Source organism: Staphylococcus sp. M0911, assembly GCF_003491325.1.
In the GTDB taxonomy this organism is placed as follows: domain Bacteria; phylum Bacillota; class Bacilli; order Staphylococcales; family Staphylococcaceae; genus Staphylococcus; species Staphylococcus warneri_A.
This window is the reverse complement of record NZ_CP022881.1, coordinates 1,089,455-1,105,174: the sequence shown is the minus strand read 5'-3', so window position 1 is coordinate 1,105,174 and position 15,720 is coordinate 1,089,455. Positions and strand designations below refer to the sequence as shown.

The 15,720-nt window shown below is 32.5% G+C and carries 16 protein-coding genes; 7 read left to right on the top strand and 9 right to left on the bottom strand.

All coding sequences use genetic code 11. The annotated features are described in order from the left end of the window. Nucleotides 1-95 precede the first annotated feature (95 nt). Both ssp1_RS05480 and rpsD read left to right on the top strand, forming a co-directional pair. Nucleotides 96-560: a GAF domain-containing protein gene (locus ssp1_RS05480; RefSeq protein ID WP_002452196.1), complete on the top strand. Its 465-nt coding sequence runs from the start codon at nt 96-98 to the stop codon at nt 558-560. Nucleotides 561-788: 228 nt separating this feature from the next. Then, complete coding sequence (gene rpsD, locus ssp1_RS05470) at nt 789-1,391, top strand: 30S ribosomal protein S4 (protein ID WP_002467124.1); 603 nt, start codon at nt 789-791, stop codon at nt 1,389-1,391. 426 nt (nt 1,392-1,817) lie between these two features. Here the strand turns inward: rpsD and ssp1_RS05465 are convergent, their stop codons facing one another. Beyond that, complete coding sequence (locus tag ssp1_RS05465) at nt 1,818-2,555, bottom strand: glycerophosphodiester phosphodiesterase (protein ID WP_075778981.1); 738 nt, start codon at nt 2,553-2,555, stop codon at nt 1,818-1,820. Nucleotides 2,556-2,632: 77 nt separating this feature from the next. On the opposite strand from ssp1_RS05465, the gene ssp1_RS05460 reads away from it, so the two are divergent. The 3 genes from ssp1_RS05460 to serA all read left to right on the top strand — a co-directional run bounded on the left by ssp1_RS05460 (nt 2,633) and on the right by serA (nt 5,941). Next, nucleotides 2,633-3,073, top strand: coding sequence for an OsmC family protein (locus ssp1_RS05460; protein WP_002452193.1), 441 nt, complete (start codon nt 2,633-2,635; stop codon nt 3,071-3,073). A 119-nt stretch (nt 3,074-3,192) separates the two neighbouring features. Continuing rightward, the gene (locus ssp1_RS05455; RefSeq protein WP_107536272.1) at nt 3,193-4,356 is read left to right on the top strand and encodes a pyridoxal-phosphate-dependent aminotransferase family protein; all 1,164 of its coding nucleotides are present in this window, start codon (nt 3,193-3,195) and stop codon (nt 4,354-4,356) included. Continuing rightward, nucleotides 4,346-5,941, top strand: coding sequence for a phosphoglycerate dehydrogenase (gene serA, locus ssp1_RS05450; RefSeq protein WP_075778983.1), 1,596 nt, complete (start codon nt 4,346-4,348; stop codon nt 5,939-5,941). Before ssp1_RS05455 ends, serA begins: the two co-directional genes overlap by 11 nt. Nucleotides 5,942-6,009: 68 nt before the next feature. Here the strand turns inward: serA and ssp1_RS05445 are convergent, their stop codons facing one another. Beyond that, on the bottom strand, nt 6,010-7,134 hold the full coding sequence (locus tag ssp1_RS05445) for an HAD family hydrolase (protein WP_075778984.1): 1,125 nt from the start codon (nt 7,132-7,134) through the stop codon (nt 6,010-6,012). A gap of 102 nt (nt 7,135-7,236) precedes the next feature. Continuing rightward, on the bottom strand, nt 7,237-8,715 hold the full coding sequence (gene nagE / locus ssp1_RS05440; RefSeq protein ID WP_107533095.1) for an N-acetylglucosamine-specific PTS transporter subunit IIBC: 1,479 nt from the start codon (nt 8,713-8,715) through the stop codon (nt 7,237-7,239). A gap of 371 nt (nt 8,716-9,086) precedes the next feature. Between nagE and ssp1_RS05435 the strand changes: the two genes are divergently transcribed. Then, on the top strand, nt 9,087-9,413 hold the full coding sequence (locus tag ssp1_RS05435) for a hypothetical protein (protein ID WP_075778986.1): 327 nt from the start codon (nt 9,087-9,089) through the stop codon (nt 9,411-9,413). 54 nt (nt 9,414-9,467) lie between these two features. Here ssp1_RS05435 and ssp1_RS05430 read toward each other — a convergent pair whose 3' ends face one another. The 3 genes from ssp1_RS05430 to ssp1_RS05420 all read right to left on the bottom strand — a co-directional run bounded on the left by ssp1_RS05430 (nt 9,468) and on the right by ssp1_RS05420 (nt 10,955). After that, complete coding sequence (locus ssp1_RS05430) at nt 9,468-9,782, bottom strand: hypothetical protein (protein WP_075778987.1); 315 nt, start codon at nt 9,780-9,782, stop codon at nt 9,468-9,470. A gap of 58 nt (nt 9,783-9,840) precedes the next feature. Beyond that, nucleotides 9,841-10,182 carry a hypothetical protein gene (locus ssp1_RS05425; RefSeq protein WP_049425488.1) on the bottom strand — a complete coding sequence of 114 codons (342 nt, stop codon included), beginning with the start codon at nt 10,180-10,182 and terminating at the stop codon, nt 9,841-9,843. Between the two features lie 155 nt (nt 10,183-10,337). Continuing rightward, complete coding sequence (locus ssp1_RS05420; RefSeq protein WP_002452185.1) at nt 10,338-10,955, bottom strand: lysophospholipid acyltransferase family protein; 618 nt, start codon at nt 10,953-10,955, stop codon at nt 10,338-10,340. A gap of 188 nt (nt 10,956-11,143) precedes the next feature. On the opposite strand from ssp1_RS05420, the gene ssp1_RS05415 reads away from it, so the two are divergent. After that, a complete protein-coding gene (locus tag ssp1_RS05415) occupies nt 11,144-12,382 on the top strand; it encodes a S1C family serine protease (protein WP_107536083.1) in 1,239 nt (412 codons plus the stop codon). 19 nt (nt 12,383-12,401) lie between these two features. On the opposite strand, the gene ssp1_RS05410 is transcribed toward ssp1_RS05415, so the two are convergent. From ssp1_RS05410 to tyrS, 3 genes are all read right to left on the bottom strand, one after another. Continuing rightward, a complete protein-coding gene (locus ssp1_RS05410) occupies nt 12,402-13,826 on the bottom strand; it encodes a DHA2 family efflux MFS transporter permease subunit (RefSeq protein ID WP_107536079.1) in 1,425 nt (474 codons plus the stop codon). 121 nt (nt 13,827-13,947) lie between these two features. Then, nucleotides 13,948-14,412 carry a MarR family winged helix-turn-helix transcriptional regulator gene (locus tag ssp1_RS05405; RefSeq protein ID WP_075778990.1) on the bottom strand — a complete coding sequence of 155 codons (465 nt, stop codon included), beginning with the start codon at nt 14,410-14,412 and terminating at the stop codon, nt 13,948-13,950. Nucleotides 14,413-14,445: 33 nt separating this feature from the next. After that, entirely contained in the window at nt 14,446-15,708 is a 1,263-nt protein-coding gene (gene tyrS, locus ssp1_RS05400) for a tyrosine--tRNA ligase (protein ID WP_075778991.1), read from the bottom strand. Between the last annotated feature and the right edge of the window lie 12 nt (nt 15,709-15,720).

Below are 15,720 nucleotides of genomic sequence, written 5' to 3'. Positions count from 1 at the left end.
TAATTTGTCTTTTCATTAAATCAGAAAATGTATTTATTGATAGAATATTTTATACACCTTATACTTATATAAAATAACGGTTAAGGGGAGACAATATGTCAGACATCAAAAACACAAATTATGACTTACTACAAAAACAACTCATTAGCTTAATAGAGGATGAATCAAATTTAATAGCGATATTGAGTAACACATCTGCACTTCTCAATGATCACTTAGACCAAGTTAATTGGGTTGGTTTTTACTTAATTGAAAATAACGAACTCATCTTAGGTCCTTTCCAAGGACACCCTGCTTGTGTCCATATACAAATTGGTAAAGGCGTTTGTGGTACAGCAGTCTCTAATAATGAAACACAAGTTGTAAAAGATGTCCACCAATTTCCTGGACACATAGCATGTGATGCCAATAGTAATTCAGAAATTGTCATTCCAATACATAAGGCCAATGAAATTATTGGTGTTTTAGATATTGATGCGCCAATTAAAAATAGATTTAATAATGAAGACCGCAAAGAATTGGAAAAAGTTGTTTCGATAATAGAAAACCAAATTAAATAGTTGAATTAAAAGTATTGACTCTTACGCATAAACTGTTACAATGAAGTTTGTGTGAATTAACGAAAATAGCAGTTGTATATTATTGAGCGCTATGTTGTTCCCAATGCGGACGTGCCGTGTAACTGTCGCTATAAGGTGAAGACACATAAAACAACATATCTTAATAAGCATATAACACTCTTTTTTGTTTATTCATAACAACAAAAAAGAAAAAGGAGGAGTCTTATTATGGCTCGATTCAGAGGTTCAAACTGGAAAAAATCTCGTCGCTTAGGTATTTCTTTAAGCGGTACAGGTAAAGAATTAGAAAAACGTCCTTACGCACCAGGACAACATGGTCCAAACCAACGTAAAAAATTATCAGAATATGGTTTACAATTACGTGAAAAACAAAAATTACGTTACTTATATGGAATGACAGAACGTCAATTCCGTAACACATTTGACATCGCTGCTAAACAATACGGTGTACACGGTGAAAACTTCATGATTTTACTTGCTAGTCGTTTAGACGCAGTAGTTTACTCATTAGGTTTAGCTCGTACACGTCGTCAAGCACGTCAATTAGTTAACCATGGTCACATCGAAGTTGATGGCCGTCGCGTAGACATCCCATCATATTCATTAAAACCTGGTCAAGAAATCGCTGTTCGTGAAAAATCTCAAAAATTAAATATCATTACTGAGTCTGTTGAAATCAACAACTTTGTTCCTGAATATTTAAACTTTGATGCAGACAGCTTAAAAGGAACTTTCGTTCGTTTCCCTGAACGTAGCGAGTTACCAGCTGAAATCAATGAACAATTAATCGTTGAGTACTACTCAAGATAATATGTTTATATTCTTCACCCTTTCTCTTTGGAGATTGGGTGTTTTTTTATTTCCATAAATAATTACAGGCTGGGACATAGATATATACGTCAAGTTACATTTATATTTAGGCTTTAGTTGACTGAAATGAAAAAGCACTTATAATAAGTATTTTCCTTTCTAGTCAACCTTTCCGGGGGGACGGGCCCCAAACATAGAGAATTTCGAAAAGAAAATCTACAGACAATGCAAGTTGGGGATGGATAACGATAAAGAAATACTTTTTCTTTAGAAATTAGTATTTCTTATGCATGAGTTTCACTCATGCATTCCTATTTTAAAGTACACATTAGCTGTGACTAATGTGTAAGAACCACTACATCATAAATGATTAGTGGTTCTTTATAATTTCTATCCCACTCCCCCCTTTTCTATAGTGATTTATCTTTATAATCGGTCAGGTATATCCGTAATAATACCATTAATATTTAGGTCTATGAGTTTTCTTGCTTCTTTAGAATCATTAACTGTATATGGCATCACTTTTAAATGCTCAGCATGTGCTTTTTCCATAAAATGTTTGTTAACAATGCTATAATTAGGATTAATATAGTTAGCAATTTTTGCAATCGCTTTAAAATCTGGTGATTTATACCAATATTTTTTCTTACTTATTAACACACCTAGTTCATAAGGCACATTCATATGCGCTAATTTACTGACACTGTCAAAATCAAAAGATTGCAAGATTACCTTATGTGTTGGAACTTGTTTCTCTTTAAGTTGATCTACAATCATCTTTTCAATGCCCGGATATTGGCTTGGCTTTTTAATTTCAATCAGTAATTTTTTTGAACTTCGAGAATGTAAATCTAATACTTCATCAAATGTTGGAATTTGTTCGCCTTCAAAATGACCCTCATGATAAGAACCAAAATCCAATTTTTTTAATTCTTCTAATGTATAATCTTTAACTTTACCTTTACCATTAGATGTACGATCTATCGTATCGTCGTGAATGACAACAAGTTGCTTATCCTTAGTATAATGTATGTCAATTTCTAACATATCTATAGGTAATGCGAAAGCATGTTGGTAGCCTATTAATGTATTTTCAGGATAGTCTTGTGGTAAACCACGATGAGCAATTAATTGATATGATTGATTTGAATGTTCATTCGACATGAAAGTCACCTTTCTTTTAATCTGATTAATAATATTCTAAACTTAAATTACCATAATGACACAGGAGGTCAATCTAAATGGTCCAACATGACTTTAAAGTTCAAACCACTTGGCAAGGTGGTAGAAATGAAGTTGGTCAAGTAACTGGCGACGTGATTAATGAACAAATATCTATTCCAGCCTCTTTAGAAGGTACTGGTGTGGGTACCAATCCTGACGAATTATTAGTTAGCGCAGCATCATCTTGCTATATTATTTCCTTGGCAGCAACACTTGAAAGAGCTGGTTATAAAGACATTTCAATTACACAACAATCCATCGGCAATGCTGTATTTGAAAATGCAAAATTCAAAATGACATCCATTACACATTATCCAGAAATCAAAGTAGCAGACAAAGATAAAGACAATTTAGAAAAGCGATTACCAAAATTATTAAAAATTGCTGATAATAATTGTATGATTTCTAACTCGATTAAAAACAACGTCATAGTTCACATTGAACCAATTATAAAATAACTATAAAGCTGTCAGATTGATGAAAATCATTGCTTAAATCTGACAGCGATTTATTTAACCTTTTAAATTTTCAGAATATTTGTTAAAATGGTTCAATATTACACTTGGAGGAATGACTTATGCATTATTATCAACCCCTTTTACTTACACCAGGACCAACCCCAGTACCCGATGAAATTATGTCCCAAATTCAATTACCTATGATAGGCCATCGTTCTTCGGATTTTGAAGTGATTGCTGAAGATGCTTATAGTGGCTTAAAACCAATATTCGGTGCCCAAAATGATGTCTTAATATTAACATCTAGTGGTACGAGTGTATTAGAAGCAAGTATGTTAAATATCGCTAATCCTGAGGATCATATCGTCATTATTGTTTCAGGCGCCTTTGGCAATCGATTCAAACAAATAGCTGAGACTTATTATAAAAATATCCACGTCTATGACGTTTCTTGGGGCGAAGCAGTCAATGTTAATTCATTTTTAGATTTTCTTAAAAGTTTAAATGTCAAAGTCACTGCTATTTTTACCCAATTTTGTGAAACATCTACTGGTGTATTACACCCTATCCATGTACTTGGACAAGAAATTAAATCTTATGATTCAGATATCTATTTTATAGTTGATGGCGTAAGTTGTATTGGTGCCGTCGATGTTGACTTGGTCAAAGACCATATTGATGTTTTAGTGTCAGGTAGTCAAAAAGCAATTATGTTACCACCAGGTTTAGCTTTTGTCGCTTATAGCACTAGAGCGAAATCAAGATTCAAAGAAGTTACAACACCAAGATTTTATCTTGATTTAAACAAATATATAGATTCATCTACTAAACACTCTACTCCTTTTACACCAAATGTTTCATTATTTAGAGGTGTGAATGCATATGTTGACTTAGTTAAGCATGAAGGTTTGAACCATGTTATTCAACGTCATTATATTATTCGAGATGCGTTACGACATGCTCTTAAAGCACTAGACCTCGACGTATTAGTTAAAAAAGATGAAGTTGCTTCCCCTACCGTTACAGCATTTATTCCAAATTCCAAAGATGAATTGACAATAATTAAAAATCAACTTAAATCTAGATTTAATATTACTATTGCAGGTGGTCAAGGGCATCTTAAAGGAGAAATACTTAGAATTGGTCATATGGGTAAAGTCTCTCCATTTGATATTCTATCCGTTGTTTCCGCATTAGAACTTATTCTTACTGAATATAGAAACTCAAATTATATTGGTACAGGTGTATCAAAATTTATGGAGGTAATACAGCATGAGTCATAAAATTTTAGTTTCGGATCCTATTTCAGATGAAGGTATTAAAAGTTTATTAGAACATCCTGACTTTGACGTCGATATTCAAACTGATTTAACAGAAGAGACATTGGTAAATATAATTCCTGACTATGAAGGGTTAATCGTGAGAAGTCAAACACAAGTTACTGACCAAATTATTGAAGCTGCATCAAATTTAAAAGTAATTGCTAGAGCAGGTGTTGGCGTAGATAATATAAATATTGAAGCTGCGACATTAAAAGGTATACTAGTCATTAATGCACCGGATGGCAATACCATCTCAGCAACTGAACATTCCATCGCAATGATTTTGGCTATGGCTAGAAATATTCCACAAGCGCATCAATCTCTAAAAGCTGGAGAGTGGAATAGAAAAGCGTTTCGTGGCACAGAATTGTATAAGAAAACATTAGGTATTATTGGTGCTGGACGTATTGGTTTAGGTGTAGCAAAACGTGCACAAAGTTTTGGAATGCAAATATTAGCCTTTGACCCATATTTAACAGAAGACAAAGCCAAATCATTAGATATTCAATTGGCTACTGTAGATGAGATTGCTTCAAAGTCAGATTTTGTAACCGTCCATACGCCTTTAACACCTAAAACAAAAGGCATTGTTGGCGAGAACTTCTTTAAAAAAGCGAAACCTAATTTACAAATAATCAATGTAGCCCGAGGTGGGATAATTGATGAAGATGCACTTATCAATGCTTTAGACCATGCTCAAATTTCAAGAGCTGCCATAGATGTATTTAAGCATGAACCCCCTTTAGATTCGCCATTAATTAAACATGATAAAATTATAGTGACACCACATTTAGGTGCATCAACTGTTGAAGCACAAGAAAAAGTAGCTGTCTCTGTTTCAAATGAAATCATTGATATATTAACTAAAGGGACTGTCGAACATGCAGTCAACGCACCTAAAATGGATATGAATGAGGTTGACCAAAATGTAAAAGATTACTTATCATTAGCCACTACAATTGGGGAATTTGGTATCCAACTCTTAGAAGGTGCACCGAGTGAAGTAACGATTACTTATGGCGGAGATGTAGCAAAAATTGATACAAGCCTAATATCAAGAACCATAGTATCTAATATTTTAAAAGAAGACTTTGGAGATGAAGTCAATATTATCAATGCTTTAGCTTTATTAAATCAGCAAGATGTAACCTATCAAATTGAAAAAAATAAAAACGAATCAGGTTTTAGTAACTATATTGAATTGTCATTATCAAATGATAAAGACACAATTAAAATTGGTGGTACGGTATTGTCCGGTTTTGGCCCAAGAATTGTTAGAATCAATAATTTCTCTTTAGATTTCAAACCTAATCAGTATCAAATCGTTACATGTCACAATGACCAACCAGGTATAGTTGGTAAAACAGGTAATTTATTAGGAGGTAACGGTATTAATATTGGTTCAATGACTTTAGGTAGAACAATTGAAGGTGGTCAAGCATTAATGATACTATCTATTGACCAACCAGCATCACAAACCCTTGTTACTGAACTTAACAATGCGATACCATTCAATAAAATTATAAGTACTAAACTAACACTTTAAATCAATAAAAGCTACAAAATATGTGATTGATGACATCATAACATCTCTCATATATTCTGTAGCTTTTTTTATAATAATATGTCGCGGATATTTCCCACATGATTAACAATATAATCGGCATCGTTATTTTCTAATTCTGTCTTAGCCTGTTCACCTTTTAGTCCAGTTAAAGTTCCTATAAATGTAGCACCTATTTTCTTTGCACTTAATAAATCCGCTAGTGAATCACCTACAATAAATACTTCCTCTTTTTTAACTATATTATTTTGATGTGTTATATATTTGAAGTATTCATCTTTCTTATTACCACTTAATGTTGCTATATAACTAAACGGATTGGGCTTTCCTAAAGGTTTATATTCAGCAAACATAGTTTCAGCTTTTAACACTTCGCTTGCTGTCACAATGTGCTTTTCATCAAAATATGAAAGTAGATTCAGTGTTTGAAATGGCACGAGTGTTTCCGTTCTTGGTCTACCTGTAGCAATCGCAATTTGATAGCCACTAGCTTTCAAATCATTGAGTAGATCTTGAATCTCTTTAATAGGACGTATTAAAATTTCTTGATGAATAAAACCACTTTTATTTTGCTTGTACGGTGCATGACCTTCAACTTCTTTAAACAATGTTGACCCTAAATACCATTCTTGATATATAAATTGTGTTAAATTCCAAAGCGGACTTTTAAAATCAAAGTATGATACATTGTTCGTATTTAATTCATTTCTCGCATACTCTTGTAATCGAGAGAAAATATTAGACTTTCCGCTTTGAACACGTTTTAAAAATTTAAGTGGCAATTGGTAATCAATTTGATAATTAGATTTTATCAATTGACCTATATGTTGTAACTGTTCTCCATTAATTTGTTGAGACTGAAGTATCTTTTCTACTTCATCAGATGGTAATGCTTTTAATATCTGAATATAATGTAAACTAAAGACAATATATAACATGTCCCAATTTGAGTTTAAACCAAGTGACTTCAACTTTTTTAAAACATCATCGTTGACGAATATATCTGCTCTAATTCGATCAATATCTTCATTTTCAAGAAGACTTAAATCTATATCAGGTTTCAATCCTAAATAACTTTGATCCATTAGTAATTCATAGACAGTCAAAGCTGAAACATCAAAGCAACGTTCTTCACTTAAAAAAACACCATCTACATCAAACAATACTGACTTCATCTATAAACTCCCTTTCAGAAAATTCTGATACTATATAATATACATGTTGTAAATAAATAGAGCAAATTCAAATTATGAATTTGCCCTACCCTATTAAAAATATTATGATTCGATTTGTTTTTCTATTTCGTCTGCGACTTGTTGTACATGAGTACCAATGATGACTTGAGTTGAATGTTTACCACTCTTAGTGACACCAACAGCACCTGCACTTTTAATTTTCTGTTCATCGATGATTGAGTTATCTTCAAGCTCTAATCTTAGTCTTGTTGCACAATTTGTTAAAGAAGTAATGTTTTGAGCGCCACCCAAACCATCAAGAATTTGTGAAGCTGATTTACTATATTTACTTCCATTACTTTGCTTAGTATCAGCACTTTCCTTTTCAATCGCATCCTCATCAGTTGGATCAACTAATTCATTGTCACCTCGTCCAATGGTATTTAAATTAAAGAACTGTATGACAAATCTAAAGATAACATAATATAAAATGAAGAATACAATACCTTGTACTAATAACATTAATGGTTGATTAGCTACTGGATTTATTAGAGATAATATGTAATCTATGAGTCCTGCACTAAATGAAAATCCAGCTGTCCAATGAAAAGTAGCAGCAATAAATAATGATAATCCAGTTAACAATGCGTGAATAACATATAATATAGGTGCAACAAACATAAATGCAAATTCAATTGGCTCTGTAACACCTACGAAAAAGGCAGCTATCGCACTTCCTAAGAACCAACCATATACTTGTTTTTGTTGAGATGTTTTAGCTGTATGATACATTGCTAGTGCTGCAGCAGGCATACCGAACATCATAATTGGGAAGAACCCTGCTTGGTATCGACCTGTAATACCATGTACAGCATCTTTACCTGTTTGGAACTTACCAATATCATTGATTCCAATTGTATCAAACCAAAATACTGTGTTTAATGCATGATGTAAGCCTGTTGGAATCAATAAACGATTGGCTACACCATATATAAATGCACCAAATGGCCCCATACCTACAATCCAAGTACCAAATGTCACAATAGCATTATAAACAACTGGCCATACAAATAGTAAAATAACAGCTATAAATGTACAGAAAAACGCAGTGAGTATTGGCACTAGACGTTTACCACTGAAAAATGATAATGCGAGTGGTAACTCTGTTTCACTAAATCGATTATAAGTATACGCCGCAATAAGACCAATAATGATACCTACAAATACGTTGCCGTTATCCATCTTGTCAAATGCTTCACCTAATGAAGAAGGTTTAACATGCAAGATAGGCGCTAATTTATCTGGTGATAACACTTTGGTTACTACAAAGAAGCCTAATGCTGATGCTAATGCGACTGCACCATCATTCTTCTTAGCCATACCAATGGCTACACCTATAGCAAATAATATGCCTAATTGCTCAAGAATAGTAGTACCTACGGCAACAAAGAATTGAGCCACTTGAGGTAAGGCATGTAAAGCGTTTAGCGCGTTACCTATACCAACTATAATCGCTGCTGCTGGTAATACTGCCACTGGTAACATCAGTGAACGACCTAAATTCTGAAAAAATTTAAACATGTAACACTCCCCCTTTATTTTTGTTGGATGATAAATGTCAATTTTCAATTTCTCAAATTTATCATTTAATTTGTAATTTTGTATATGTATGAAAAATGATGTCAATCACTGTCATATCAACTTATATCCTTACATATTGTATCAGAATCAATAGATAAATAAAATTGCATTTTCATGCTAATTATGAACTTTTCAAGTTTTTTGTTTTTTTAAATTTGATAGAAGAACACCTCTGTTAAAATTCACATTGAAATAAAAGTAATTATGATATTTTATACTAATCTATTTATAACAAATTATACAAAATATTTTATACACAATATTTTGATTTTTTGATAAAATGATAGCAATCAATAAGGAGGTTGAGCTTTATGAAAAAGATTTTAGTAATCGTTTCAATTTTTAGTGTCTTATTAGTAGCTTGTTCAAGTAGCCCTACTAAAAAGGCGGAAGGTAAATGGCAAAATGAGAATGGTGATATTATCACTATTAAAGGTGAATCCCTTAAAGTCACAACTGACGGCGAAACTGCAGAAGGGTCAATAAAAGATGATAAGGACCATAAAGACCTTGCAAAAATTAATTTGGGCGGTTCAACTGGTTATTTAAAAGTTGGTAAAAAGGCGATTTATGCATTAGAAAAACCGGATGAAAAACCCGATGATAGTGAGAGAAAATTCGAGAAAATCAAACAATAAAATTAATGCCCGTTAAAATCGAATCATGATTTTAACGGGCATTATATATACTCATTATTTTACTTTTTTTGCTTTGACAACTTCTTCGTCAGAACCTGCCTTTAACTTTAATTTTAGTGTATCATCTTCTAGCTTATAATCAATCTTCATAGGATGATTTTCATAATATAATGTTATGATTTTATCATCTTTATTTATTTTACCGTGTAAGACTTCTTTTTCATTTTCATTAGAAACCTCAACCTTATTGTTTTTCTTAATTTCTATCGTCCCGCCATTGTCTTCCACTTTGTATTTACCATAGATTTGATTACTACACGCTGTTAATATAAAAAGCATCGTAAGCGTAATCGCCATTATTTTCTTCATACTGTTTACACCTTTCAATTAGAAATTCAGTATAAAATATGCAATCTCCAAAATTAAATTACTCTTTTTTCAATTCAATTTTTTCATCATCTTTATCTGGATTAATTAATATGAGTTTATCCCCTTTAACTTTATAATCAAATTTCATGGTTTCACCCTGCACATCAAATGACATTGTTTTTTTATCTTTGTCAATTCGCCCTTCAACATTACCATCATTCTTTTCTACACCAAAAATACCACCATCATTTTCTAGTGATTTTAGATGTAAAGTTGCACGATCACTATCTTTACTTGCTTTAATGCTCATTTCATCATTTTTATATGTACCATCTACTTTACTACCGCATGCTGCTAACAAAATAAGCATGCCTAAACATAATACAAATATTCTTTTCATTTAAAATGTCCCCCTAAAATTTAAAATGTTTTGTACATCATAACAATGATGGAGGACACATATTGTCTATTTACTTATACATTAAAAAACATATTAAAAAGGTTGGATATGATTCAAAATATTTCATTGAATCCCTATCCAACCTTAATGTTTAATTATAAATTTTTAGCTAATTCATTTAATTCTTTTTGCAATGCTGTTGTTTGGCGTTCGATTTCTTTTGTTAAGTAATCTACTTTTTCATTTCTTTTTAAGTCTTTAGGTAAATTACTTGTATCAATAGGTTCACCAAATTTGATTAATGCTTGCCCAGTAACGAGCCCATGTAATTTTTTTGGACCTACATATGCTGCAGGTAATATAGGTGCTTTACCTAACATGGCTATTGTTGCCGCACCACGTTTTAATGGTGCACCTTCTGCAGATGTTCTGTGACCCGTTGGGAAAATGCCAACTGTTTTATTCTCTTTTAATAATTTAATTGGTCGTTTTAATGTGCTTGGACCGGGATTTTCTCTATCTACTGGAAATGCATTTAATGCAGTTAAAAATTTACCGCCCCATTTATTACTAAATAATTCTTTCTTTGCCATGTAATGGATTTGGTTTGGATAAATAGCCATACCTAACATTATCACTTCGTTATAACTTTCATGTGTACAAGTCACAACATATTGATTATCTTTCGGTACATTTTCTTTTCCGATAACAAATAATGATTTACCTAACTTAACTAAAATAAAATACAAGATACTACTAATCACTCTATACATAGTTACACCTACTCTTATAGTTTTCTGTTTAACATTTAGATTTTATCATTTAGATACTTGTTGAACAAGATAAGCTTTAAATAAGTCTAAAGTCTGATTGCAGAAAACTAGCGTTTTTGTGAAAAAATTACATAATTATATTGTGAGAATATTTATATTGGAGGTCAAATATGTCAGATTATACACAAATGAATCAATCCTTTGATTCTAACAATCAGCCATCTCGATATAATAAACCTAAGTTTCCATGGTTTAAAACTATACTCGTTGCATTAATAGCAGGTATCATAGGTGCATTACTTGTATTGGGTATTGGCAAACTACTAGATCATACCATTTTCAATCAAAATGGTGCCACTGTTAATGAAGCTTCTAATAGTAAAGGTGGTAACCAATTAGACGGTAAAAGTGATAAATATAGTTCAGTTCATGAGATGATTAAAGATGTATCACCAGCAATTGTAGGTGTTATTAATATGCAAAAGTCAACGAACTTGGACGATTTACTGAATGGAAAGACATCTAAGCCTGAAGAAGCTGGTATTGGATCAGGAGTTATCTATCAAATCAGTGATGGTTCAGCATATATCGTTACCAATAATCACGTTATCGATGGTGCTTCTGAGATTAAGGTTCAGTTACACAATTCTAAACAAGTTAAAGCAAAATTAGTTGGTAAAGACGCAGTCACTGATATTGCCGTATTAAAAATTAATAATACGAAAGGTATCAAAGCTATAGACTTTGCTAATTCATCTAAAGTACAAACAGGTGATAGCGTATTTGCTATGGGTAACCCTCTAGGCCTTGAATTTGCAAATTCAGTCACTTCAGGTATCATTTCAGCAAATGAACGTACGATTGATGCAAATACTACTGGTGGAAATACAAAAGTGAATGTACTTCAAACCGATGCAGCAATTAATCCTGGTAACTCTGGTGGTGCCTTGGTAGATATCAATGGTAATTTAGTTGGTATAAACTCAATGAAAATCGCTTCAGAACAAGTTGAAGGCATTGGATTCGCTATACCAAGTAACGAGGTCAAAGTTACCATTGAACAATTAGTTAAACACGGTAAAATTGAACGTCCTTCTATTGGTATCGGCTTAATTAATTTAAGTGATATTCCAGATTCATATAAAAAAGAATTAAATACAGATAGTCAATCTGGTGTTTATGTAGCCAAAGTGGATCACGATAGTGTCTTGAAAAAAGGAGATATTATTACTAAGGTAGACGGAAAATCAGTAAAAGAAGACACAGATTTACGAACATACCTATATGAAAATAAGAAACCAGGTGAAGACGTTAAGTTGACGATTATTCGAGATGGTAAAACTGAAACGATTAATGTGAAACTAAAGAAACAAGTTCAGTCAGCTAGCCAATCTTCTTCTGAAAAACAAAGTCAATTTGCAGAATAAATAACAGGTATGGATGAAATTAGATTTCATCCATACCTGTTTTATTTTCAGCTAAGTAATAAGTTGGAATTAAAATAAGTATAATCGCAATCATTGAAACTAGAAAACCTTCATGAAAGCCCACAATTGAATGACTCATTTCATGATGACTATGTCTCATGGATAAATTAGAAGCTACAACGGTTGCTATGATTGCTGTACCAAAACTTGCACCAATATTTTCAATCATGTTAATTCCTACGCCAGCTTCTGATAACTGATTCTGAGAAACACCTTTGTAGGCATCGGCCATTAAACCTAAATTGATGCCACCAACACTACATCCACGAATAAATAAAATGAACGACAACCATGCAATAGATGATTCATTATCAACAAATATCAATGGAATTGTGCCAAGAATAGCAATCACGATACTAATATATATAACCTTTTTGGATCCTATCCGGTCAATAGATGTTCCAATATATGGTCGTGTGATTAACATACCTATGCCTTGAGGAATTAGTGCTAGTGCTGCACCAATAGCAGAATAACCTTTAAATTCTTGAAAATATAAAGGTAGAATAACCATTGGCCCCATAATACCCACATTTGCTAATAATAATCCTGTCATTGATGCTGAATACGTTTTACTTTTAAACAAATTTAAAGGTAGTACCGTATTAAAATGGCATAGTTTGTTATAAAAAATATAAACAACAATAGCTGCCACTCCAATGCATATAAATGTCATAACTTTACTATCCATAAATGAACCTATAGTACCAGCTAGACTGATACCATAAATCAATGTTGCACTCGTAATGCCTAATAAGAGAATTCCACATATATCTAACTTTTTATGCTTATCAAATGGTTTGAATGATGGTACATATTTCATCATGAGTGGTACAGAAATGAGTGAAACTACTATATTAATAAAAAACATCCAACGCCATGAGGCAAAATGAATTATAAATCCACCTAATGTTGGGCCGAGAATTGGTCCAAAGATCATAGGTGTACTGACGATAGCCATTACCCTCCCTATATGATCTTGTCCAGTAGTCTTTACCAGTAAAGTGAACATAAGTGATGTAATAACTCCCGCACTAAATCCTTGAAAGATTCTAAATAGAATAAATATACCCACTGTCGGACTGATTCCTACAAATAATGAAGTAATACCAAAAACTAGCATAGCTATAATAAAAGTATATTTACTATTAAAATGATTCATTAACCATCCAGAAAAAGGAATAGCTATAGCAAGGGCTAAAATATATCCAGTAATCCCCCATTGGACGATATCTATATTAGTATGAAATGTTTGATTAAGTTGTTGAATACCAATATTTATCATAGTTGAATCTAGCATAGGTGCAATGGCTCCAATCGCTATTGCCCATGCCGCATTCATTGTTTCTTTTGGAATCTGATGTTGTGTCGCTTCCTTTGACATAAAACGTCTCCTTTTTGTTTCTTCGTCAACAAATTTACACCCTTTTAGTTTCCTTGTCAACAAAATTCCAATAAAAAAGTACTCTAAAATTAATTAGAGCACTTTTTTCGAAATATCATACTTAATGTTGTAGTCTTTTATTTTTAATTTCTTTATCCAAATGTTGATTATACTTTTCTATAAAATGTTGAATGCTTTCGAACTCTTGTTGCGTTAAACTTTCAAAAACATCTTGATCTCGTGCATCAAATTTTGCATGAAGTTGTTGATGCGTGTGATAAACTTGTTGTCCTTTAGGCGTAAGTCGAAAATAAATTTCTTTTTTATTATGCTCATTTTGATAACTTTCAATTAACTTTTTAGATTGTAATCGTTTCGTTAATTTACTAATTGCACCTCTAGTCATAAATAGCTGCTCCGTTAAACTTCTAACATTTGGATTGTCTAATTCATGTATCGCTTCAATGCAATGCACTTCACTAGACTTATAATCCTTTAATGCCTCTTGCATTTCACTTTTATTTAGCCATGCTATTTTATTAAACACGTTACGTAATCCTGTCATGATGACTTCTTCTTTATTCACGCTTTACCTCCTAGACACAACATATTGCAACTACTATTTATAGTTAACCATGAAGTATTTCTTTTTACCTCTACGAATAATCGTAAACGCACCTTCGATTTTATCTTCATCAGTTAATTCGTAGTTAACATCTTGTTGGCGTTCACCATTAATATAAATCGCACCATTATTAACATCTTCACGAGCTTGACGTTTAGATGATCCAATACCTGTTTCAATTAATGCATCAATAATATTAGTTGTATCCTTAGATAATTCAACTTGAGGTACGTCTTTAAAACCTTCTTTTAATTCTTTTGCTGATAAAGATTTTAAATCACCGCTAAATAATGCTTGTGAAATTCTAATCGCATCATTCAAAGCGTCTTCACCATGGATAAAGCGTGTCACATTTTCAGCTAAAACTTTTTGAGCTTCACGTTTGTGAGGTGCTTCTTCTTTAGACTGCTCTAACTGATCGATTTCTTCTTTACTCAAGAATGTAAAGTATTTTAAGAACTTGATAACATCTTCATCTGATTGATTAATCCAGAATTGATAAAATTCATATGGGCTTGTTTTATCAGCATCTAGCCAAATAGCACCTGATTCTGATTTACCGAATTTCTTACCATCAGATTTTGTTACTAAAGGAATTGTTAATCCATAAGCTTCAGTTTGACCATACATACGTCTCATCAATTCGATACCACTTGTAATGTTACCCCACTGGTCTGAACCACCGACTTGAATTTTACAATTTAATTCACGATTCAAGTGTCCGAAATCGATAGCCTGTAAAATAGTATACGTAAATTCAGTATATGAAATACCATGTTCTAAACGCGTTTGGATAGAATCTTTACCTAACATGTAATTGACACCGACATGCTTACCATAATCACGTAAGAAACTAATTAATGAAATTTGGCCTAACCAGTCTTTATTATTTACTAATACTGCTCCTTTATCGGTACCAAATTCAAATAATTTATGCATTTGATTACTAATACCTTGCACATTGGCTTCTACTTGTTCTTCTGTTTGTAACACACGTTCTTCTGATTTACCTGATGGGTCCCCAATCATACCTGTTCCGCCACCAATTAAAACAATAGGACGATGCCCGTGTTCTTGGAAACGTCTTAATGTTAAGAACGGAAGCAAATGACCAATATGTAAACTATCTGCAGTTGGATCTGCACCACAATATAGCGTTACTTGCTCTTTATTTAATAATTCCTCTATACCCGCTTCATCTGTTTGTTGATAAATCAGTCCACGCCACTTTAAATCTTCAATTAATGCATTTGTCATATTTCTCTTCCT

Bases quoted from the DNA above. Each gene is read 5' to 3' on its own strand.
- ssp1_RS05460 (WP_002452193.1), top strand. From the start codon at position 2,633: ATGGTCCAACATGACTTTAAAGTTCAAACCACTTGGCAAGGTGGTAGA.
- ssp1_RS05415 (WP_107536083.1), top strand. From the start codon at position 11,144: ATGAATCAATCCTTTGATTCTAACAATCAGCCATCTCGATATAATAAA.
- ssp1_RS05465 (WP_075778981.1), bottom strand. From the start codon at position 2,555: ATGTCGAATGAACATTCAAATCAATCATATCAATTAATTGCTCATCGT.
- rpsD (WP_002467124.1), top strand. From the start codon at position 789: ATGGCTCGATTCAGAGGTTCAAACTGGAAAAAATCTCGTCGCTTAGGT.
- ssp1_RS05480 (WP_002452196.1), top strand. From the start codon at position 96: ATGTCAGACATCAAAAACACAAATTATGACTTACTACAAAAACAACTC.
- nagE (WP_107533095.1), bottom strand. From the start codon at position 8,715: ATGTTTAAATTTTTTCAGAATTTAGGTCGTTCACTGATGTTACCAGTG.
- serA (WP_075778983.1), top strand. From the start codon at position 4,346: ATGAGTCATAAAATTTTAGTTTCGGATCCTATTTCAGATGAAGGTATT.
- ssp1_RS05410 (WP_107536079.1), bottom strand. From the start codon at position 13,826: ATGTCAAAGGAAGCGACACAACATCAGATTCCAAAAGAAACAATGAAT.
- ssp1_RS05425 (WP_049425488.1), bottom strand. From the start codon at position 10,182: ATGAAAAGAATATTTGTATTATGTTTAGGCATGCTTATTTTGTTAGCA.
- ssp1_RS05445 (WP_075778984.1), bottom strand. From the start codon at position 7,134: ATGAAGTCAGTATTGTTTGATGTAGATGGTGTTTTTTTAAGTGAAGAA.
- ssp1_RS05430 (WP_075778987.1), bottom strand. From the start codon at position 9,782: ATGAAGAAAATAATGGCGATTACGCTTACGATGCTTTTTATATTAACA.
- tyrS (WP_075778991.1), bottom strand. From the start codon at position 15,708: ATGACAAATGCATTAATTGAAGATTTAAAGTGGCGTGGACTGATTTAT.
- ssp1_RS05420 (WP_002452185.1), bottom strand. From the start codon at position 10,955: ATGTATAGAGTGATTAGTAGTATCTTGTATTTTATTTTAGTTAAGTTA.
- ssp1_RS05455 (WP_107536272.1), top strand. From the start codon at position 3,193: ATGCATTATTATCAACCCCTTTTACTTACACCAGGACCAACCCCAGTA.
- ssp1_RS05435 (WP_075778986.1), top strand. From the start codon at position 9,087: ATGAAAAAGATTTTAGTAATCGTTTCAATTTTTAGTGTCTTATTAGTA.